Source organism: Blautia sp. HCN-20427 (assembly GCF_037890365.1).
In the GTDB taxonomy this organism is placed as follows: Bacteria; Bacillota; Clostridia; order Lachnospirales; family Lachnospiraceae; genus Blautia.
Map to the genome: position 1 here is coordinate 67821 of NZ_JBBKBX010000008.1, position 21675 is coordinate 89495.

20 protein-coding genes and 1 tRNA gene are annotated in these 21675 nt (G+C 44.2%); 6 read left to right on the plus strand and 15 right to left on the minus strand.

Annotated features, from left to right (window positions below):
• Positions 1–58 precede the first annotated feature (58 nt).
• The 5 genes from WKT17_RS06780 to WKT17_RS06800 all read right to left on the minus strand — a co-directional run bounded on the left by WKT17_RS06780 (position 59) and on the right by WKT17_RS06800 (position 5982).
• Positions 59–3541 (minus strand): DNA polymerase III subunit alpha, encoded by a 3483-nt coding sequence (locus WKT17_RS06780; RefSeq protein ID WP_291681135.1) that lies wholly within the window; start codon positions 3539–3541, stop codon positions 59–61.
• A 16-nt stretch (positions 3542–3557) separates the two neighbouring features.
• Positions 3558–4148, minus strand: a complete 591-nt coding sequence (locus tag WKT17_RS06785; RefSeq protein WP_173749253.1) for a class I SAM-dependent methyltransferase — start codon at positions 4146–4148, stop codon at positions 3558–3560.
• Positions 4149–4230: 82 nt separating this feature from the next.
• A complete protein-coding gene (locus tag WKT17_RS06790) occupies positions 4231–5070 on the minus strand; it encodes a CvfB family protein (RefSeq protein ID WP_173749252.1) in 840 nt (279 codons plus the stop codon).
• An 11-nt stretch (positions 5071–5081) separates the two neighbouring features.
• The gene (locus WKT17_RS06795; RefSeq protein WP_173749251.1) at positions 5082–5786 is read right to left on the minus strand and encodes an acyl-[acyl-carrier-protein] thioesterase; all 705 of its coding nucleotides are present in this window, start codon (positions 5784–5786) and stop codon (positions 5082–5084) included.
• Between the two features lie 124 nt (positions 5787–5910).
• Positions 5911–5982, minus strand: a tRNA-Gln gene (locus WKT17_RS06800).
• 284 nt (positions 5983–6266) lie between these two features.
• Between WKT17_RS06800 and WKT17_RS06805 the strand changes: the two genes are divergently transcribed.
• Both WKT17_RS06805 and WKT17_RS06810 read left to right on the plus strand, forming a co-directional pair.
• Positions 6267–6719, plus strand: a complete 453-nt coding sequence (locus WKT17_RS06805; RefSeq protein ID WP_226853573.1) for a M15 family metallopeptidase — start codon at positions 6267–6269, stop codon at positions 6717–6719.
• Positions 6720–6809: 90 nt separating this feature from the next.
• Positions 6810–8276, plus strand: a complete 1467-nt coding sequence (locus WKT17_RS06810) for a nicotinate phosphoribosyltransferase (RefSeq protein WP_173749250.1) — start codon at positions 6810–6812, stop codon at positions 8274–8276.
• A gap of 46 nt (positions 8277–8322) precedes the next feature.
• On the opposite strand, the gene spoVT is transcribed toward WKT17_RS06810, so the two are convergent.
• The 3 genes from spoVT to WKT17_RS06825 all read right to left on the minus strand — a co-directional run bounded on the left by spoVT (position 8323) and on the right by WKT17_RS06825 (position 10032).
• Positions 8323–8865, minus strand: a complete 543-nt coding sequence (gene spoVT / locus WKT17_RS06815) for a stage V sporulation protein T (RefSeq protein WP_173749249.1) — start codon at positions 8863–8865, stop codon at positions 8323–8325.
• A gap of 122 nt (positions 8866–8987) precedes the next feature.
• Positions 8988–9833, minus strand: a complete 846-nt coding sequence (locus tag WKT17_RS06820; RefSeq protein ID WP_294462161.1) for a KilA-N domain-containing protein — start codon at positions 9831–9833, stop codon at positions 8988–8990.
• Complete coding sequence (locus WKT17_RS06825) at positions 9811–10032, minus strand: helix-turn-helix domain-containing protein (protein ID WP_173749248.1); 222 nt, start codon at positions 10030–10032, stop codon at positions 9811–9813. The genes WKT17_RS06820 and WKT17_RS06825 overlap by 23 nt, the downstream gene beginning before the upstream one ends.
• Before the next feature lie 207 nt (positions 10033–10239).
• Here WKT17_RS06825 and WKT17_RS06830 point away from each other — a divergent pair, with 207 nt between their 5' ends.
• From WKT17_RS06830 to WKT17_RS06840, 3 genes are all read left to right on the plus strand, one after another.
• Positions 10240–10659, plus strand: coding sequence for an ATP-binding cassette domain-containing protein (locus tag WKT17_RS06830; RefSeq protein ID WP_340272070.1), 420 nt, complete (start codon positions 10240–10242; stop codon positions 10657–10659).
• Complete coding sequence (locus WKT17_RS06835) at positions 10637–11089, plus strand: hypothetical protein (RefSeq protein WP_302229413.1); 453 nt, start codon at positions 10637–10639, stop codon at positions 11087–11089. Before WKT17_RS06830 ends, WKT17_RS06835 begins: the two co-directional genes overlap by 23 nt.
• A gap of 141 nt (positions 11090–11230) precedes the next feature.
• Positions 11231–11437 carry a hypothetical protein gene (locus WKT17_RS06840; protein WP_331520295.1) on the plus strand — a complete coding sequence of 69 codons (207 nt, stop codon included), beginning with the start codon at positions 11231–11233 and terminating at the stop codon, positions 11435–11437.
• A 66-nt stretch (positions 11438–11503) separates the two neighbouring features.
• On the opposite strand, the gene WKT17_RS06845 is transcribed toward WKT17_RS06840, so the two are convergent.
• A complete protein-coding gene (locus WKT17_RS06845; protein WP_294462150.1) occupies positions 11504–12349 on the minus strand; it encodes an HAD family hydrolase in 846 nt (281 codons plus the stop codon).
• Positions 12350–12531: 182 nt separating this feature from the next.
• Between WKT17_RS06845 and WKT17_RS06850 the strand changes: the two genes are divergently transcribed.
• Positions 12532–13713 (plus strand): MalY/PatB family protein, encoded by a 1182-nt coding sequence (locus WKT17_RS06850; RefSeq protein WP_173749245.1) that lies wholly within the window; start codon positions 12532–12534, stop codon positions 13711–13713.
• Positions 13714–13820: 107 nt separating this feature from the next.
• On the opposite strand, the gene WKT17_RS06855 is transcribed toward WKT17_RS06850, so the two are convergent.
• The 6 genes from WKT17_RS06855 to WKT17_RS06880 all read right to left on the minus strand — a co-directional run bounded on the left by WKT17_RS06855 (position 13821) and on the right by WKT17_RS06880 (position 21555).
• The gene (locus tag WKT17_RS06855) at positions 13821–15143 is read right to left on the minus strand and encodes an alpha-glucosidase/alpha-galactosidase (protein WP_173749244.1); all 1323 of its coding nucleotides are present in this window, start codon (positions 15141–15143) and stop codon (positions 13821–13823) included.
• A gap of 21 nt (positions 15144–15164) precedes the next feature.
• Positions 15165–16082, minus strand: coding sequence for an AraC family transcriptional regulator (locus WKT17_RS06860; RefSeq protein ID WP_294462146.1), 918 nt, complete (start codon positions 16080–16082; stop codon positions 15165–15167).
• A gap of 25 nt (positions 16083–16107) precedes the next feature.
• A complete protein-coding gene (locus tag WKT17_RS06865; protein WP_173749242.1) occupies positions 16108–18330 on the minus strand; it encodes an alpha-galactosidase in 2223 nt (740 codons plus the stop codon).
• A gap of 72 nt (positions 18331–18402) precedes the next feature.
• Positions 18403–19242: a carbohydrate ABC transporter permease gene (locus tag WKT17_RS06870; RefSeq protein WP_173749241.1), complete on the minus strand. Its 840-nt coding sequence runs from the start codon at positions 19240–19242 to the stop codon at positions 18403–18405.
• A gap of 12 nt (positions 19243–19254) precedes the next feature.
• Positions 19255–20160, minus strand: coding sequence for an ABC transporter permease subunit (locus WKT17_RS06875; RefSeq protein WP_173749286.1), 906 nt, complete (start codon positions 20158–20160; stop codon positions 19255–19257).
• A gap of 84 nt (positions 20161–20244) precedes the next feature.
• Positions 20245–21555: an ABC transporter substrate-binding protein gene (locus WKT17_RS06880; RefSeq protein WP_173749240.1), complete on the minus strand. Its 1311-nt coding sequence runs from the start codon at positions 21553–21555 to the stop codon at positions 20245–20247.
• Between the last annotated feature and the right edge of the window lie 120 nt (positions 21556–21675).

Below are 21675 nucleotides of genomic sequence, written 5' to 3' on the forward strand. Positions count from 1 at the left end.
TCCTCCATCTCGCTGGCAGTTTTCTTATTTTCGTTTATTCGTTCAATCGAATCTTATTTTAATTCATTTTTCCCAGTTTTTCAATACTCTTTTCTACAACTTTTACATTGTCTTTCCCGTATTTTTCATACAGTCTGTCCAACAGTTCTTCGTTGATTTTTACCGTCTTAGAGGCCCCCAGACGTTTCACGGCTTTCGGTGATTTGATATACACCACCACCTGATCCTGACCGTCTGAATCACGAAGCAGTCCGTAAATCTCCTGCTCTTTTGCAAGAAATTCCTCCTTGCTGGCAAACTGCAGCCACAATTCTCTCGGTACTTCCTCAAAGGAAAAAATTTTTTCACAGATAAGTTTGCTTGCCTTATCGTCTTCTGCAGACACCCGGCCTTGAATAAACACCTTGTCATCTACATTCATAAACTGCACATTCTTCTCATAATCCCGTGGAAATACCACTACTTCCACGGTTCCCACCAGGTCTTCCAAGGTAAGGAATGCCATAACTTTGTTTGTCTTTGTATATTTAATGGTCTTGGCTATAATCATTCCGCCCACAATGGCTTTTGCCCCGTCTGTCACCCTGGGGGTCCCTGTCTCTTCATCCGGCTGAAAATCTGCAGTTACCGCAGAGATATTCTTTCTCCATTTTTCCTCATATTCTTCCAGAGGATGTCCGCTTACATAGATGCCCAGGACTTCTTTTTCAAAAGCCAGCTTTGCCTCCTTGGGATATTCCTCCACATCCGGCATGCGTATCTCATAGGCAACTTTCTCCTCTTCAGAAACCAGGTCGAACAGACTCATCTGCCCCGCCATAACATTTTTCTTTTCCTGTACCACAGCATCCAGAATCTGCACATAAACCATCATCTTCTGCCGTCTGTTTCCCGGAAGTTCATCAAAAGCTCCCGCCTTAATAAAGTTTTCAATTACCTTTTTGTTGACTTCCTTTCCCGCCATCCGTTCGATGAAATCCCGCAGGTTTTTAAAAACCCCTCTCTCCCTGCGCTCTTCTACAATAGACTCAATCACCTGACGGCCTACTCCTTTAATGGCAGACAGCCCATAGCGGATTCCACCGTTATCTACGGAAAATTCGCTGACTCCTTTATTGATGTCCGGAGGCAGAATGTCAATCTCCATTTTCCGGCTGGATAATATATATTCTGCCACTTTAGAAGGGTTATCAATCACGGAAGTCATAATTGCCGCCATAAATTCCACCGGAAAGTAATATTTCAGGTATGCCGTCTGGTAAGAAACCACTGCGTAGGCTGCTGCGTGGGATTTGTTAAAGGCATATTTGGCAAAATCAATCATTTCATCATAAATTTTGTTTCCGATTTCCTCGGAAATTCCCTTTTTGATACAACCCGGAACTCCTTCTTCCTCGTTTCCGTACACAAAGCTCTGCCGTTCTTTTTCCATAACTGCAGCTTTCTTCTTGCTCATAGCACGGCGCAAAAGGTCGCTTCGTCCCAAAGTATAGCCCCCCAGAGACTGCACAATCTGCATAACCTGTTCCTGGTACACAATACAGCCATAGGTAGCCTTTAAAATCGGTTCCAGTTCCGGACAGTCATAGGTGATACTTTCCGCATTGTTCTTTCCTTTGATATACTGAGGAATAAAATCCATGGGACCCGGACGGTACAGAGCAATCCCCGCAATAATATCTTCCAGATTCTGCGGCTTTAGTTCCTTCATGAAGTTTGTCATGCCGCTGCTTTCCACCTGGAACACACCATCCGTCTTTCCGGCGCCCAACATGGCGAATACTTTTTTATCGTCATAGTCTATATGGTCAATATCCAGTCTGATTCCCTTGTTTTTCTCTGCCAGTTTCACCGCATTCTGGATAACAGTCAGAGTCCGAAGGCCCAGGAAATCCATTTTCAGAAGTCCCAGTTCTTCCAACGTTGTCATGGTAAACTGTGTAACCAGGGAACCGTCGGAGGCTCTGGAAAGAGGCACATACTCATCCACAGACTTCTGGCTGATAACCACGCCTGCAGCATGCATAGAGGTGTGTCTGGGCAGTCCTTCCAGACGCCTGCTCATATCGATAAGCTTCCGCACCGTATCATCCGTATCATACAGTTCTTTTAATTCCGGATTCATTTTCAGCGCAAGGTCAATGGTGATATTCAGTTCCTTTGGTATCATTTTCGCAATGGAATCACACTGGTTGTAAGGCAAATCCATAACGCGTCCCACATCCCGGATAACACCTCTGGCCGCCATGGTACCGAAGGTTACAATCTGCACCACCCGGTCTTTTCCGTACTTTTGCACCACATAATCAATAACTTCCTGCCGTCTTTCAAAACAAAAATCCACATCTATATCCGGCATGGATACTCGCTCCGGATTCAGGAATCGTTCAAAGAGCAAATCATACTTAATCGGATCCAGTTTGGTGATACCCAGAGTATAGGAAACCAGACTTCCCGCAGCAGAACCACGCCCCGGTCCTACCATAATGTCATGGTCCCTGGCAAACTTAATAAAATCCCACACGATCAGAAAATAGTCCACATACCCCATTTTCTGAATAACGCCCAGTTCATAATTCAAACGTTCTTTTAAAGGTTCCAAATCCCCATCATATCTCTCTTCCAGTCCCTCAAAGCACAGCTTATTCAGGTATTCCCAGGAAGTATAAGATTCAGGCACATCAAATTTCGGCAGTTTCGTGACCCCAAATTCAATTTCCACCTGACACCGGTCTGCAATTTTCTGGGTATTTTCCAGCGCTTCCGGAATATAGGGAAACAGCTTTGCCATCTCTTCCGGAGATTTCACATAATACTGACCCCCCTCATATCGCATACGATCCTCGTCCTGCAGTCGTTTTCCCGTCTGCACACAGAGCAGAATGTCATGGGCCTCCACGTCTGTATCGTAGGTGTAGTGCACATCATTCGTTACAACTAAATCAATCCCCGTCTCCTGATGCATACGCAAAAGCTGCTGATTCACCGTCTGCTGCTGGGGAATCCCATGGTCCTGCATTTCCAGAAAGAAGTTCCCCTTTCCAAAAATATCCTGATACCGAAGCGCCGCCTTTTTCGCTTCCTCATATAATCCTCTGGCGAGATTTTTTGCAACTTCTCCTGCAAGACATGCACTTAATGCAATAATTCCTTCATGGTATTCCTCCAGAAGTTCTATATCTACCCTGGGCTTATAATAAAATCCATCTATAAATGCCTTTGACACTATTTTCATCAAATTTTGATAACCCTGGTTGTTCTCCGCCAGAAGCACCAGATGATAATAGCGGTCTTCCGAATGACCTGCCTCTCTGTCAAAGCGGGAACCCGGAGCAACATACACCTCGCAGCCCAGAATGGGCTTAATCCCTGCGGCTTTTGCTGCCTTATAAAAATCAATGCAGCCAAACATGACTCCATGGTCTGTTATGGCCGCACTGTTCATTCCCAGTTCCTTCACTCTGGCTACATATTCATTTATCTTATTGGAACCGTCCAGAAGACTGTATTCCGTATGTACATGCAAATGAGCAAATTCCACTGTATCTCTCCTTTGATTAATCCTGCTTTTCCTTGCGAAGAAGAACATTAAACCAACGATTACTCTTGTCTGCCCTTACATCGCTTGTCTTCCAAATATCCAAAACTTTTATATTAGAAAAAGAATCCAAAAGGTCATTGAGTGCCTCTCTGTCATAATCATAGAAATACCTTCCGTTGTATCTGCCGTTTCTATCACCCTTGCGGACAGAAAAATACAGAATTCCATCTTCTTTCAGTGCTTTGAGAATCTTTTCCATGGCAGACTTTACTTCCTGCGGCGAAAAATGTCCCAAAATGGCACATGCCCAGATTCCATCAAACACATCATCAAATTCCATATCCTCCACTCTCAGATGAAGAACTTCCTTTCCTGTATGGATGCTGGCCAGTTCACACATTTTTTCTGATCCATCCATAGCAGTTACAACACAGCCTTCTTCCTCCAGACTTACTGTATCTCTTCCTGACCCGCAGCCTAAATCAAGGACATCGGCACTTTCCGGCAAAAACTCAACAAAACGGGCAATCTGCTCCTCCATGCCAAAATCCACGGTTTCTTCATAATAAGGTACTGCGTACCGGTCATAATAATCTATCGAGTCCACTTATTTTCCTCCTTCTGGACATAAAATGAGCAATTTTCAAATACGCTCTCAGTATAGCATATTCTTTCCTTTTGGAAAAGCCTTACAGGGCATAAATTTTTCCGTTTTTTATTTCTATTTTTTTCTCTTTCAGAAGATGTCCCACGGCCCTTTTAAATGCATTTTTACTGAGCCCGAACTCCCTTTGAATGACTTCCGGTGACGCCTTATCATCAAAAGGCAGTTCTCCTTCAAACTCCTGAATGATTTCATACACACTTTCTGCATCTTCATGAAGCTGGATATATGCTTTTTGCTTTGCACTCAGTGTCAGCTTTCCGTCTTCTCTTACTGCGGTGACTCTACAGGTCAGCTCGTCTCCTACCTTATAATTCCCCTGCGCTTCCTGCTTTGGAATCAATGCGGAATATTTATAGTCCACTGCCACAAACACACCGAAATTATCACTGATTTCATATACCACACCAGTCACCGTATCTCCCTGTGCATAAGGCGAATCCGTCTGCAGATAATGGTAGACTTTCATCGTAGCGCACAGACGACTGCTCTTATCAATGTAAAGGGCCACAAGCACCTCTTCTCCCTCGTGCAGCTTCTTGGTCTGCTCTTTATATGGAAGAAACAGGTCCTTTTCCAGTCCCCAGTCCAGAAATGCACCGATACGGCTGGTCTGCGCCACTTTTAAGACTCCAATCTGTCCCAACAGAATTTTCGGCTCTCTTACAGTAGCAATCAGACGGTCAGAAGAATCCCTGTATATAAATACAGAAATCTTCTCTCCTTTCCTGGTGCCTTCGGGCACTTGTTTTTTAGGAAGAAGCACCGTATCTTTATCCTCTGCCTGCTCCCTTTCCCCCAGATACACACCAAAATCCACAATTTTCACAACTATCAGTTCCTGCTTTTTTCCTAATTCTATCATCTCAATCTCCTCTATTTTAACTCAACCACTGCATAGGCCTCCCCTGCAGTATTGTCCAGAACCACCGTATAAACACCATTTTCCTCATGCACACTGGGTACAATGATATCTCCCAGCTTTGCCTGGTTTTTATATTCCGCCCGCATTTGTTTCACCGCAAAATCTGCCGGAAGGTATTCCTGTGCCATAAGCACATACTGTCCGTTATTCACATGATGATTGGTATCCAGATGATGAGGCCTTACAGCAAAAGACGGGTATTCTTTACCGTTTATAGGCTTTTTTATCTTTCTCGGCGCATAGTCCATATCCAGCTTTTCTTCCAATCCGTATGCCTGCAGCTGTTTTTCGTCTATGGAAACCGGACGGCCTGTCTGCATATTAAGAAGGGTCCAATATGTATTGGCACAGGCAATCAGATTCCCTTCTGTATCTTCCATGGTAAAATTCCTGCTTCCCAAAAAATGCCGGAAATTATAAGCCCAGGTGGATACCTTTATATTTTCGCACAGTACAGGATAACGTTCAACCACAATCTGCCAGGCAGAAAGTACCCAGGCCTGGCTTTTAGCTCCCAAAAAGTCCATGCCTACCCCTGCCGCTTCTGACTGAAAAGTACTGCAGTCCTGAAAATAATTAATCATACCATTTAAAGTCAGATGTCTGTCTTCTCCGATTTCACTATACCGGACTCTGCTGTCAAAAGAATATTTCATTTTTCCAATCTCCCTTGATACAAAAACTGTTTTCCTGCATCTCTGCTTTGCTATACCGGGTATCTCTAAGCAGTTTTCCATATAACAAAAAATATCCCAGACATTTTGTCTGAGATATTCAAAGCTGGGCTACAAGGATTCGAACCTTGAAATGACGGAGTCAGAGTCCGTTGCCTTACCGTTTGGCGATAGCCCATTGTCTTGTGTTGTGCCTCACAACAAAATGTATTATATACGATTCTTTTTTAAAATGCAAGCCTTTTTTTCAAATTTTTTTTATTTTTTTATATACCCTCTTTTTCCAGTTCTATTTTCCTTTTCTCCTGCATAAAATATAGCCATTATGAAAGGCAGGTGTTCCGAATATCTTATACATTACTTGTAAATAAATCCCATACGCTCTCCTCCTCGTATGTCCCGCCGTATCTTACAGAAGCCCGCATCCCTTTTCATGCTCCTGCACACCATGAGAAAACCCTCATGGAAAAAGCTGCTGCAAAATCCGCTGCAAAGCTTTTCCATCGGGCTGCCGCTGAAAACGTTACGCTCATGGGCATTTCCGGTTACCGCTCTTATAGACGACAGGAAGCCTTATACCGGAATGCCCTGCAAAGAGGCAGTACTGCTGTAGCGCCTCCCGGCACCAGCGAACACCAGACCGGACTGGCCCTGGACATCTCCTGCGCTTCTTTGAATTTTGAACTGGAAGAATCTTTTGCTGCCACAAAAGAAGGAAAATGGTTAAAATCCAACGCACCTTTATACGGTTTCATTCTCCGTTATCCCCGGCGGAAAGAACACATTACAGGATATCCCTGGGAACCCTGGCACATACGCTTTGTAGGGAAGACGCTTTCTCTTTATCTTTCCCTCACCGGGCTGACTTTGGAAGAATACCACGATATGCTCCCCGATTCTTCCCAAATCCGATAGAAAACTTTTTGTATTTGCCGGGAAACGTGGTATAATGGTTGCACAACGTGCAATCCAAGCCGATATTTCTATTACAAAGGAGTGCTGTCTATGAGAGCCTTAAATTTAACACTATTGACTGATTTATATGAACTTACCATGATGCAGGGATATTTCAAAAATCCCACAGACCAGATTGTGGTGTTCGACGCCTTTTACAGAAAGAATCCCTGCGGCGGCGGATATGCCATTGCTGCAGGATTGGAACAGATTATTGAATATATCCGCGACCTACACTTTTCCCCTGATGATATTGACTATTTGAAAGGACTGAACATCTTTGATTCCGATTTTTTGGAATATTTAAGAGGTTTTCATTTTACCGGAGACATTTATGCCATTCCTGAAGGAACGGTGGTCTTCCCAAGAGAGCCTCTCTTAAAAGTCGTTGCCCCCGTTATGGAAGCACAGCTGATAGAAACAGCTATCCTGAATCTGTTGAACCATCAGAGTTTAATTGCCACCAAGGCTTCCCGTGTTGTATATGCTGCAAAGGGTGACGGTGTAATGGAATTTGGTCTGCGCAGAGCCCAGGGACCAGATGCAGGACTGTACGGAGCCAGAGCAGCAGTTATCGGCGGCTGTGTGGGAACCTCCAACGTACTGACCGGACAGATGTTCCATGTACCTGTAAAGGGAACTCATGCGCACAGTTGGATTATGAGTTTCTCTGATGAATACACCGCATTTAAAGCCTATGCCAAATTATATCCCAATGCCTGTATTTTGCTGGTGGATACTTACGATGTTCTGAATTCCGGCGTGCCAAATGCCATCCGCGTATTTAAAGAAATGAAAGAAGCCGGCCTTCCCATGAAGGGATATGGAATCCGCATTGACAGCGGTGATTTGGCTTATCTTTCCAAACAGGCTTATAAAATGCTTTCTGAAGCCGGTTTTGGTGACGCCATTATTTCCGCTTCCAGTGATTTGGACGAATATCTCATTGAAAGTCTGAAAGCCCAGGGTGCAAAAATCAACTCCTGGGGTGTAGGCACTAATCTGATTACCTGTAACGACAACCCTGCATTCGGTGGTGTGTACAAACTGGCAGCTATTAAAAATAAAGAGGATGCAGATTTTGTTCCCAAAATCAAGCTGTCTGAAAACGTAGAAAAAGTGACCAATCCTGGAAATAAGACTATCATGCGTATCTATGACAAAACCACAGGAAAAATCCGTGCAGATTTAATCTGTCTGGAAGATGAGATTTTCAATCCGGATGAAGATATGATTCTTTTTGACCCTATGGCCACCTGGAAAAAGACAAAACTCACCGGCGGCTCTTATATATTAAGAGAACTTCTGGTTCCCGTATTTAAGAAAGGAGAATGTGTCTACACATCCCCGTCTGTTATGGAAATCAAAGATATCTGTCAGAAAGAGCTGAACACTCTCTGGGACGAAACAAGACGTTTCACCAATCCTCAGGAAGTTTTCGTTGATTTGTCAGACAAACTCTATAAAATCAAATCCGAACTTTTAGAGGAAATGGGACAGGCATCCATTGAATCTTAAAAAGAAGCAGCAGACTTACGGGGCTTCCCAAAAGTCTGCTGTTTCTTTACTGCTCCATCTGTCTCCCCAGAAATCCCGCTGCTGCCTGCGCCAGTTTTTCTTCCGTCTCCGAAAATTTCCGTCCCCCTGCTTTTTCCAGTATCAACACCGCCCCTACGGCATCTCCGGCACAGGTAATGGTATAAATAACTTGGGCGCCGTATTCTCCTCTGTCATCTTCTACAATTTTCACAAAATCTTTCTCCGTAACACACAAATTTTTCCGGTCTGCAATGACTTCCTCCAGTTCCCTGTGCACCCTTTTCTCTGCAAATTCTCTGGCGCCGCTGCCAGCCGCCGCAATTACCTGGTCCCGGTCTGTAATGCAGGCCATACAACCTGCCGCCTGCGCCAGCGCTTCTGCATACTCTTTTGCAAAAGTTCCCAATTCACCAATAGGAGAATATTTTTTCAGAATAATCTCTCCCTCTCTGTCAGTAAAAATCTCTAACGGGTCGCTTTCCCGGATTCTCAGTGTTCTCCTGATTTCCTTGGGAATCACCACTCTTCCCAAATCATCTATGCGCCTTACAATTCCCGTTGCCTTCACATTCCTGTCCTCCAATTCCACATTTTATAAAGATTCCTATTCTGGTAAATCTAATCTTTGGAGTTATTATGTGGAAATATTCGGGAAATATGCAAAAAATTCACCTCATATCACCCTTGTTTCTATTCCACTTCCGGAAGCTGGGGCAGTTTCAAATTCCCCAGCACTGTCATCTGCTGTATGGTCAATTCACGAAGCAGAGGCATGCGTTCTGCCTGGGATTTTCCCTGCTGAATCAAAATGGCATTATAACTTTCGGTATTAGTTAAAATTAATAACTGGTGTATAGTTGCTTTATCCCGAATATTGGTCTTATCTTTGGGATGCTCTTCTCTCCATTGCTTTGCCGTCTTACCAAATAAGATGACATTCAGCAGGTCAGCTTCACTGGCATAGGTATAAGATATCTGAGCCGGGGTCAGCCTGGGGGGCAATAAATTTTCCCTAATAGCCTCTGTATGAACTTTGTAGTTCAGTTTTGCAAGTTCTCTGTTGAGATTCCAGTTTAATGAGAGACGGTTGTTTTCAGCATTCTTTAATCTTTGGTACTCTTCAATAATATAAAGTTTAAACTCCGGTGATATCCATGAAGCAAATTCAAACGCAATATCTCTGTGAGCATACGTTGCAGCATATCTTCCCGCCTTACTTACAATTCCTACTGCATTTGTAGTTCCTATCCACCTTTTTGGTGTAAGAACAAATCCATTAGAACCCGCCTCATTTTTAATCGCCTCGAATTCGAGGCAATTAAACTTAGGATTGTGCAACTTTTCCCATAAACCCAAAAAAGCAACTGTATTTTTTCCTCTGAGCCAATTTTGAATCACATATCCCGGATATTCGCCTTCTCTTTTCCTCGCTATATCCGTCAATGATATATAATCATTTTCAAAATCAAGTGTATAAATATTAATGTCAATCCCATTTGCATGAATCATCTGTTTAACGGTGTTCGTCTTCACCATCTCCATGCTCCCTCCCTTTTACAAGCTCATCATACTTCAACTGATACGCCAATAATCTGGGAATATATTCTGGCGGAGTCCGTCTGGCCGCCTCCCAGTCTTCTAACGTTCTCACCGGAATCCCCGTATACTCCGAAAACTCCCTGCGATTCATTCCTGTTTGTTCTCTTAAACTCCTGATGGTTTTTGCTGTATCCATAGTTCATCTCCTCGCATTGCGTTTTTCTAAGTATAACACACTTCTCGCACATACGCAATGCGTGTTTAGCGAAATAATATAACACATTGCAATTTCCAGTATGGAAATCTCTGATAACTATAAAGATACACTTGATATTTTCGGGCAAACAGGTATATTTATGGTATACACATAGCAGGCGCCATCTGCACAAAGGGAGACGTTTTTATGAATACAATAAGCATTGAACACCTCGGCCGCGATTACGGAGAGGGAAAGGAAATCTTCGACATATCTTTTCATGTAAAGCAGGGTGAAGTCTTTGGGTTTCTGGGGCCCAACGGCGCGGGCAAAACCATTTTAATGTCCAGCCATATATTTGAAGAAGTAGAGCGGACATGTGACCGTATCGGTATTATCCGGAAGGGAAAAATGGTTGCCGTTGATTCTGCTTCCGCGCTGCGGGAGCGACATATCTGCACCTATACTGTAACACTGGAAAGCGAAGCCGCAGCCCAGGCCTTTGCCAGGGATTTTAGCGGTATGCAAAACGGACGGCAAGTTACCGTAAAGCCCAGACAAAGTCTGGAAGAAATTTTTATGAATTACTATGGAGATGAGAAAAATGATGAATCTGACCTTATATAGACGGGAAATGAAAGGAAGTATCCGGCTGCTTCTGATTTTTGGCGCAGTGATGACTCTGTATATTTCCATTATCATCAGCATGTATGACCCTGAAATGATGAAAACCCTGGATAATTTTGCGGAAGTCATGCCGGATTTGATGGCCTCTGTAGGCATGAAAGCCCACGCTTCAAATCTGCTGGGTTTTATGGTGTCTTATCTCTATGGCTTTATTCTGCTGATTTTCCCAATGGTGTTCAGCATACTGCGGGGAAACGCCTTAATTGCCAGATATGTTGACAAAGGCTCTATGCTGTCCCTGATTGCGGCACCGGTAAAGCGGTGCACCATTGCCTTTACACAAATGTCCGTACTCATAAGCGGTATTGTACTTCTTATTTTCTACAGTACCATTCTGGAACTGACTTGTGCTGCAAAGGGCTTTCCGTGAGAACTGGACATTCCCAAACTCCTCGCGCTCAATGGCGGGCTGCTCTGTCTGCATTTATTTATTGGCAGTATTTGTTTTCTTGCCTCCTGCCTTTTTTCCGACACCAAATACAGCCTTGCTTTAGGGGCTGGTGTCCCCGCATTGATGTATGTGCTGCAAATGCTTGCCAATGTAGGAGGGACCGCAGAAAAAGCCAAATATTTCACCTTCTTTACTTTATTCAATGCTGACGGCTTAATCGCAGGAAAAAGCAGCGCCGTCCTTGGAGTCGTAATACTATTGGCAGGAGCTGTACTGCTTTACACTCTTGGGATTCTTGCATTTAACAAAAAAGACCTGTATCTCTAAAGCCAAAGAGGAGACTGCTCCATGAAATGGCAGGCAGCCTCCTCTTCGATTTTCCTCCGTATTCCTTTATTGCACACCAAGATTTTTCTGAAATTCTTGAATTTGTCTGGCTTCTTCCTCACTGCTGTAGGTTCCCTTCAGAAATTGCTTCAATATTTCCGGAAATGCTTCCCAGGATTCTCTCTCCTGATACACCAGCACAGGATAAAAAAGCGCTCCGGCTTCTTTTGCAGCCTTCAAATCTGCCGGTGAGTCGCCTATCATCAGCACATGTCCCGGCTCATATCCTTTCTGCACCAGTTTCTTTAAACACTCTGCTTTTCTTCCGGTTTCCTGGGATACCAATAAGTCTGTATACTGAATCAGCGACTGAGCCTCCCATTCTTTTCGGATTTCTGCCCCATTGGCAGCCGTCACGACCACTACGTCCACATAACTTCTGATGGATTCCAGTGCTTCCCTCGCACCGTCAAAAGGCTGTTTCTTTTTATCGGAAATCATGGCCATGGACTGATTAACAAGATTCGACCACTCCATAGCTTTTCTGATGCAACTGCTTCCCGTACGCTCAAAAGCCTCTTCCAGACTCTCGTCAGAATGTTCTCTGGTCGTCTGCACCCAGTAAATATATTCCGAAAGCCCTTCCACCCGGACATAGTTTTCATGAATCTCTGCAAGCACCTTGGCCAATCCCCGGAAACGATTCAGCCCCCTTGCCGGGCTAAACAGATTCACCTTTCTCCACAACCGGATAATTTCATCTCTGTACTCCTCCAGATTCCATACATGTACCAGACATGGCCCCAGGCAGCGCATGTGCTTCATGTCCATGGTATCCAGCACACAGCCGTCAGAATCCACACAGATTAAAAAATCTTTTGTTTTTTCAAATTCTTTAATTGCTTCTTTCACTTCTTATCCCCCTGTTGCTCATGGTATTTCTTTGCTTTCTATTATACCCGCTTGCCCGGTCTGCCGCAAGAAAGAATCTTTTAAAATTCCGGGAATTCAGGAAACAGACTATTGGAAATCTGCCTTTCCGTGCTATAATAAGTGTGCTTTTATTTTACTGACAGAAAGGGGTTTTTATACTTATGACAACGTACAATTTTGACACTTGCATTGACCGTACGAATACTACATCAATCAAGCATGCTTTCAAAGAAAAATACCATGTTCCTCAGGATGTTCTGCCTCTTTGGGTAGCAGATATGGATTTCCGCTCTCCCGACGAAGTTTGCCAGGCAGTGGAAAAGGCCGGGGCTTTCGGTATTTTCGGATATTCCAGTCCAAAGGAGGACTACTACCATGCCGTAATAGACTGGATGACGAAAAGGCACCACTGGACGCCAAAAAAAGAATGGCTCGTGTGCACACCCGGAGTTGTCTGCGCTATTTCCATTGCTATCAAAGCTCTGACCAAGCCAGAGGATTCTGTTATGATTATGCAGCCGGTTTACCACCCTTTCAAAAATGCGGTAGTCCGCAACGGACGAAAACTGGTCGAAAATCCGCTGGCACTGGGGGAAGACCACCGTTTTTATATGGATTTTGACAAAATCGAAGAACAGTTTGCAAAAGAACAGGTGAAGCTGTTGATTCTCTGCACTCCACACAATCCAGGCGGACGCGTCTGGACAAAGGACGAACTGGAGCGTCTCATTGCTCTTTGTCTGAAATACAAGGTAAAAGTTGTGGCAGATGAAATTCACCATGATTTTGTATTTCCGGGACACGAACATACAGAATTTGCGCCTTTAAATAAAGAAATGCAGGAAAATTGTATTGTCTGCACAGCTCCCAGCAAGACCTTCAACATTGCCGGACTGGGATTGTCCAATATCTTTATTCCCAATTCAGGCTTGCGGACAGCTTTCCAGGAAGAAATGGACAGCGCCGGACTGGACATCATCAATCTGGTGTCCATGGAAGCCTGCAAGGCAGCCTATGCTTACGGCGCAGACTGGCTGGAGCAGCTTTTAGTTTACATAAAGGAAAACGCGGACTATGTACAGAACTTTCTTGCCGTCAACCTTCCCCAGATTGCCATGATGCCTCTGGACGGCACTTACCTGGCCTGGTTGGATTTCTCCGCGCTTGGCATGACACAGGAAGAACTGAACGATTTTCTTCTGAACAAAGCCAAAATCTGGCTGAACAGCGGCGAAATTTTCGGCATAAACGGCGAGGGGCATATGCGGCTGAATATCGGCTGTCCAAGAAGTGTGCTGAAACAGGCAATGGAACAGTTGAAAGCTGCACTGGATAACCGCTGATATCTTTTTCATGCAGACAGGGATGTGACAGAAAACAAACAGCTTAACTTTTTCTGATATGCTGGTTCCATCACATCCCTGCTTTATTTATTTGTTTCTTTTCATTTCTACTTATACGCCTTCATATATTCCCCATGCGCTTCTATGAGTTCGTCGCACATACGGATAATATCCTGAATATTCAGTTCCGCCCCTGTATGCGGGTCCATCATGGCCGCCTGATAGATTTTCTGCCTGTCCTTTGTCACCGCTGCTTCGATGGTCAGAAGCTGTGGACTGATATTGGAGCTGTTCATAGCTGCCAGCTGGGTAGGAAGTTTCCCTACCTTCACCGGGTGCACGCCTGTGCCGTCAATATAGCATGGAACTTCCACACAGGCGTCTGCCGGAAGATTGTCAATATATCCGTTGTTCAGTACATTTCCGCCAATTTTATATGGCTTGTCTGTGACAACTGCCTCCATAATATAAGAAGCATATTCATGGCTTCTCTCATGGGTAATCTTACCGTCTCTTAAAATATCTTCGCGTTCCTTTTCCCAGCCTTCAATCTGATTCACGCAGCGCCTTGGATACTCGTCCAGAGGAATATTAAATTCTTCAATCATTTCCGGATATTTGGACTTAATAAAGAACGGATTGTACTCTGCATTATGCTCGCTGGACTCTGTACAGTAATATCCCAGATGACGGATATATTCATAACGCACCATATCCTCATGCTTTTCACTGCTGTTCTTTTGGGCCGCGCGTTTTTTTATTTCAGGATACAAATCATTTCCGTCTTTGTCCCGGATTTCCAACAGCCATGCCATGTGGTTAATACCTGCAATCAATTCCTGCCGGCCCTCCAGCTTATCCTTCATATCCAGCCCTTCCAACAGCTTTTCTGAGCACACCTGCACACTATGACAGAGCCCTACCGTTCTGATTTTTGTGTATCTCTGCATATAACCTGTAAGCATAGCCATAGGATTGGAATAGTTCAAAAACAGGGTGTCGGGGCAAACCTCCTCCATATCTCTTGCAAATTCTTCCAACACAGGAATGGTGCGGAGAGCCCGCATAATGCCTCCGATTCCCAGTGTATCGGCAATAGTCTGTCTCAAACCGTATTTCTTGGGAATTTCAAAATCCGTAATAGTACAGGGGTCGTATCCGCCCACCTGAATGGCATTTACCACAAAATCCGCATTCCGCAGAGCCTCTTTTCTGTTTTCCGCGCCCAAATACGTCTTAATCACTGCCCGGTCTTCGTTTACATTGTGATTAATGGCGCTCAAAATAATCCGGGAATCCTCCAGCCTCTTTTCATCAATGTCATACAAAGCAATTTCGCTCTCCCGAAGCGCCGGCGTACACATACAATCCCCCAGTACATTTCTTGCAAAAACCGTGCTCCCTGCACCCATAAATGTAATTTTTACCATAATACCCATCTCCTTTTCTCGTTATAACTTTTCTGTGATAGAATAACCTTTGTCTTTCAAAATTACCAGTTCGCTTTTCTCTTCCCGGTACATGCGGGGGCTTTTCCCACAATGTTTTTTGAAAACCTTGGAAAATGCAAGCTGGTCTGTATACCCCACTGCACCGGCTACTGCATTAATGGACAAATCCGTCTTTTTCAGCAAAGATTTGGCCTTATCCATACGCAGGTTTACCAGAAATTCCTGAGGAGAGCAGCCTGTCGTTTTCTTAAAACTGCTGGTGAGATAACTTCTGTTGACCCCGATAAAATCTGCTAAATCTCCGATTTTTACCGACTCATTGTAATGATGCTTGATGTACTCCATAGCGTGCTTGACGTATACAGAACCAGGGTATGGATGATTTGCAGAAATACCCCCTCCCGCGAAATTCTGCCGGTAGTCGTCCATCAGTACGGAAAAGCATAAAAACAGCATGGCATTCCTTTTTAACTCATCTCCGTAAGTAAGCTGATGCGCTTCCAACATCTGGTCAATATACCCACCTACCTCTTTGACACAGTGAACTTTTCTGACAGGACTTCTCTGAGAAAACCCAGCGCCGCTCATGCACTCATCTGCTTTAATTCCTACAAACCCCACCCACATATAACACCAGGGGTCCTCCCGGTCTGCCTCATACCACGCTTCCACCCCCTGCGGAATAAAGAACGCATCTCCAGCCTGCAGTTCATATACCCTCTTATTCATTTCCAGTTTTCCCTTGCCCTTCTTTATAATATGAAGAACATACGCTTCTCTTTTATTTGGTCCAAAACGATAACCCGGGTTACAGTATTCCCATCCGCAGTATGTCACACACAAATCTACAGAATCTTTCTGCAAATCCTCCAGACATTTATACCTGGCATGACTGGTAAATCCCACTGTACGGCTCAAATCCTCCACTCCTTTACCTCAGGCTCTACCGCTCTGCCTCCTGCAGAACAAACAGCAGTGACGCAAAGTCTCCGCCGTTTTTATTCAGACGTTCTCTGTCTATTGGAATTCCCGCATACATCAATTCGTCTCCGTAAGCCTGATATACTTTTTCTTCACATTTTATCTCATATAGCATATCTTTGTCCAATCCCTGAAGCCTGAACCGCAGCCAGGAAGCGTTGACCTTATTTAATCTCTGATAAAATGCGGCAATTGCCTGCTTTTTATCCTGGGAAACCACCATCCATGCCGTTTCATTTCCTTTAAACGGGCTTAACAGCCGATAAAAATCTCCATCCACCTGTATCAGTTTCCGGTACTTCTTCATAAAAGCTACCTGCTCTTTTACCTGCTTCAATTCTTCTTCACTTAGAAGGTTTAAGTCCAATTCATAGCCAAAGGTTCCAAAATATGCCATATTAGCCCTGGTAGACAATGGTGTGCTGCGGAACATCTGGTGATTGGGCACTGCAGATACATGAGAACCCATGCTGACCAGAGGATACACATAAGAAGTTCCATACTGAATTTTGGCCCTTTCCGAAGCGTCTGTGTCATCACTGGTCCAGGTCTGGGGCGCAAAAAACAGCATAGCCGGGTCAAAACGGGCACCGCCGCTTGCACAGGATTCAAAGAGAATCTCCGGAAATTCCTGTGTCAGTCTGGTGTACAAATCATACACACCCAAAATATACCGATGCATGACTTTTCCCTGCTCATCTGCCGCCGCACCTCTGCTGTACGGTTCGGTCATATAACGGTTCATATCCCATTTTATATAGGAAATCCGAGATTCCCGAATCACTTTTGAAATCATTTCATAAATGTAATCCACTACCTCTTTCCTGGAAAAGTCCAGTACATGCTGGTGTCTTCCATGAGACTCAAACCTGCCCGGCACTCCAATAATCCAATCGGGATGTGCCCGGTATAAATCACTGTCCTTATTCACCATTTCAAGTTCTACCCAAAGACCAAACTTTAATCCCAGAGCCTCCACTTTTCGGGACAATCCTGCAATGCCGTCCGGCAGTTTTTCCAGATTCACCACCCAGTCTCCCAGACCTCTGTAATCATCATTTCTGGTTCCAAACCAGCCATCATCCAGAACAAACAGTTCCACGCCTGCTTCCTTTGCCTTTGCAGCAATATCCAGAATTTTCTCCTCTGTAAAATCAAAATAAGTTGCCTCCCAGTTGTTCAACAAAATGGGACGGGGCTGTTCTTTCCAGTTTCCTCTCATAAGATTTCTTCTGTACAATCTGTGGTATACCTGGCTCATTTTATTCAGACCTTTGTCACTGTATACCAGCACGGCCTCCGGCGTCTGGAAGGTTTCGCCTTTTTCCAGCTTCCAGCTAAAGCCTTCCGGATGGATTCCCAGCATTACCCTGGTCATATCAAAGGTGGAAACCTCGGTCTGAGCCAGGAAGTTGCCGCTGTATACCAGACTGAAGCCATAGACTTCTCCCTGCTGCTCTGTGGCCTCCGGCCTTTTCAGTGCCAGAAACGGATTGTGCTCTGCGCCGCAGCCGGTTCCGTTAATCCCCTGTATCGCCTGGATTCCCATTTCCAGCTTCCGCTCTTTCACATAACGCTCTCTCGCCCACGCTCCAGAAAGCTGCACCATCTCAAAATCCATATCCTGAAATTCCACACTCATACTCATGACTTTTTCCAGAGTAATCGGTTCTTCTCCCTTATGGCAAACTGCTGCATGTCTGGTAATTACCGGATATTCCTCAAAAATTGTATAGGTCAGTACCAAATCTGTATGCATCATCTGGTCATGCAGGTGAAGTTCCAGCGTACATGCTTCCTCATCACTGTTTGTATAAACCGCAGGAAGAGGAGTAATTGCTTTTTTACCATGATACATCTCATGAGATACATAAGTGAAATTTACCACCTTACTGCCGCTTTCCTGTTTCACCGTAAAAGCAGGACTTCTGTAATCCCCTGTGCCGTATACCGGATATTCCTGCTTCGTGCACTGCATGTTCAACACACCCGGTTCCGGAATGCACACCGAAGTCAGTGGACGGGACATTTCTTCATGAAGATGCGTGAAATCCTCCCGGTCCCGGATGGCCTTTCCGTAATACAGATTTTCCAGCTGCCCGTTCTCCATAATACGGATTATATAGCTGACTTCTTTATTATAAAGATGAAATGTTTTTGTTTCCTGGTGAAATAAAATCCCCATATTTGAAATCCTCCTTTTAAAAAGGCCGGCGCTTACTTTTTTGCGCCAGCCCATTCTGTGTTTGCTGTGTTTTTATAATTTACCACCGCTGGTAGCAATACCTTCGATAAATTGTTTCTGGAAAATCACATAAATAATAATCATAGGAACGCAGGCAATCAGAGAAGCTGCCATTAATTCCGGGAACTTGGAAATATACTGTCCCTGCATTTTCGCAAGTGCGGAGGACAATACCAGCATATCCTTATCTGTATTGACAATCATAGGCCACATCAAATCTTTAAACGCAAACACTGCTGTGAAGATTCCCAGCGCCACCATACTGGAACGTGTCAGAGGCGCCATAATGTACAGGAATGTCTGACCGATATTACAGCCGTCCAGTCTGGCCGCTTCCTCCAAATCATTTGGAAGTCCCATATATCCCTGGCGAAGAAGGAACGTACCAAATGCAGTAACCATACCCGGAAATACCAGGGCAAAAATTGTGTTCAGCATACCCATTTTGCTGACCATCAAATACTGAGGAATAATGAAAATCTGTACCGGAACCATCATCTGAATCAATACCAGTGAAAAGCAGAAATTCTTCCCCTTAAAGTTCAGCCGTCCGAAAGCATATCCCGCCATAGTCGCTGTCACAACCGCGCATACTACACGGAAGAAAATCAACAGCAGTGTATTTTTATACAAAAGCAGGAAATTCATGTTATTGACAACCGCCTTAAACGCATCTGTTCTCCACACCTTCGGAAAAATTACAAAGGGGTCTACAGAGGTTGCTTCCGTAACAGACTTAAATGCCGTCAGTATCATCCACAAAAACGGAACCAGCATCGTGATTGACACCAGAATCAGGACAATATGTATGACAGCCGTAACGACTTTCTTTTTTGTTTCCATGCTATCCATTCTGCTCCCCCCTTAATTATAAAATACCCATTTTTTCTGTCCAATCATCTGGAATGCAGTAATAATCATCGTAATTACAAGAAGCACCACAACAATCGTTGCCCCGTATCCCATGTTCTTATTGATAAATGCATATTTATAGAACAGGTATACCAAAGACTGCGTTTTTTCCAGAGCCGGGTTACTCTTATCTATAACCATATAAATCAGGTCAAATACCTGCAGAGAACCAATGACACGGGTCACCAGTACAAAGAAAATGGTGGGGGACAGCAGCGGCACGGTAATGTGGAAAAAGCTCTTAATTCCCGTTGCTCCGTCCAGTTCCGCCGCTTCATAATAGTCATGCGGAATTTCCTGCAGTCCTGACAGGAACAGCACCATATTATAGCCCAGAATAGACCAGACACCGATAACTGCAATAGAATACACTGCTATCTTCGGGTCTGAAACCCATTTTACGTTCAAATGAAAAATGTTGTTTAAAAGTCCGAAATCGGAGTTAAACAGCCATCTCCATACCATAGCAACTGCTGCCGGAGCTGCAACCATGGGAAGAAAGATAATGGTTCTGTATACGGAACGACCCTTCATCTTGCGGTTGAGAAGCACAGCCAGCACCAGTGCAAGAATAATCGAAAACGGTACTTCTATAATTGCATACTTAAAGGTATTCAGCAGAGCCTGCCATATTTCTGCATCTCCAAAAACCTTTGTATAATTTTCAAATCCAATAAAAATATTTCCCTTACCAAAATCTCCCGTCTTGAAAAAGCTCTGGTACACGGTCTGGAAGATAGGGATAATATTCAGAATAATCAATCCAATTATGGTCGGGAGAATAAACAGCCACCCCCACAAAAATTCACTTCTGCGTCTGCCCGTGTGTGCGGATTTTCCTTTTTTTGCCACGCAAATCACTCCTTTTTAACATAGGGCTGCCGCATATGAGTGCGACAGCCCTGGTTTGTCTATCATCTACTTAAAATTTTACGCCGAAGCTTAATTTCCTTCTTCTGCCAGTTTTTCGTTCATCTGGTCAGCCATTTCCTTACAAGCCTCTTCCATGGTCTTTTCACCTGTATAAACGCTCTTTAAGATTTCATTGTCTTCGTTTTCCCAGGTTACTGTTGTCTTGGAATACGGTCTGATTTCCATATCATCCATCATGTTTAAGTATGCCTGAAGATTAAAGTCAGCAGATTTTGCCCATGCATCAGAAGTTCCTTTGTATGCAGACATGGTAACACCAAGCTCTGCCTGTTTTTTCTGTGCCTCTTCAGAACCCAGATATTCCAACAGCTTCCATGCTTCTTCTGTATGCTCACCATTTGCAGCTGCTGCCCATCCAAGTCCGTTGTATACAGAAGCTCTTCTGCCTGTTTCCGCATTTTTCGGAAGTTCTACCAGGTCACAGTTTGCAGCTGTATATTCATTATCTCTGTAAGCGGCAACCATCCAGGAGCCCTGGAGAACCATGGCTGCTTTTCCGGACTGGAAGAGCACATCTTCGCCGTTCTCAGACATTGTTTCAATAGAAGGCATTACACCGTCTTTAATCCAGCCTTCCAGAGTCTTCATAGCTTCCATCGTTTTCGGGTCATCCCAGCCTGATTTTGTCTTATCCTCGTTGATAATATATCCGCCGTTATCATATACCAGATTGTAATATCCGGCCTGGTTGTTATCGTTTCTCACCGCAAGACCGTATTGGCTGCCGTCATCCTTTGTCAGCTTCTTGGCTGCTTCGGATACGTCATCCCATGTCCAGTCAGCTGTCGGATAGGCCAGACCCGCTTCGTCAAACATGGTTTTGTTATACCACAATGCAATAGTATCTACATCCTTAGGCACTGCATAATATTTGTCATCATAGGTATACAGTCCCCAGATATCTTCCGGATAGTTTTCCGGGTCAATTTTATCGCTTTCTGCAATCTTATCAGTCAAATCCAGAAGCATGTCATTAGACATGTATCTTTCACTTTCATTGGAGTGCATCCAGAATACGTCCGGAAGAGAACCGCCCTGTGCACCTGCTTCCAGCATGGTCCAATACTCGTCCCATTTTACAACAGTAAGTTTTGTCTTAATGCCTGTCTCTTCTGTAAAATCTGCCAGAATCTCCTTCAGGCCCGGCTCCTGATTTGTATCCCAGATAGAAACAGATAATTCACCGCCGTCGGATTCACCGCTGTCACCGGAATCTTCTTTCTTTGTCTCCCCGGATGAGCCGCTGTCACCGCCGCAGGCTGCCATGGAGAATACCATTGCACTTGCCAACACCAATGCCATCACTTTCTTAAACTTCATACTTTCTTCCTCCTTTAATGATTTTTCGTCATATTACCAACTTTTTATCTCTTGTTGGCTGATATAGTTATTATAATTGCACATGGAATTATGTTAAATGGATATATGTTCTGCATATAT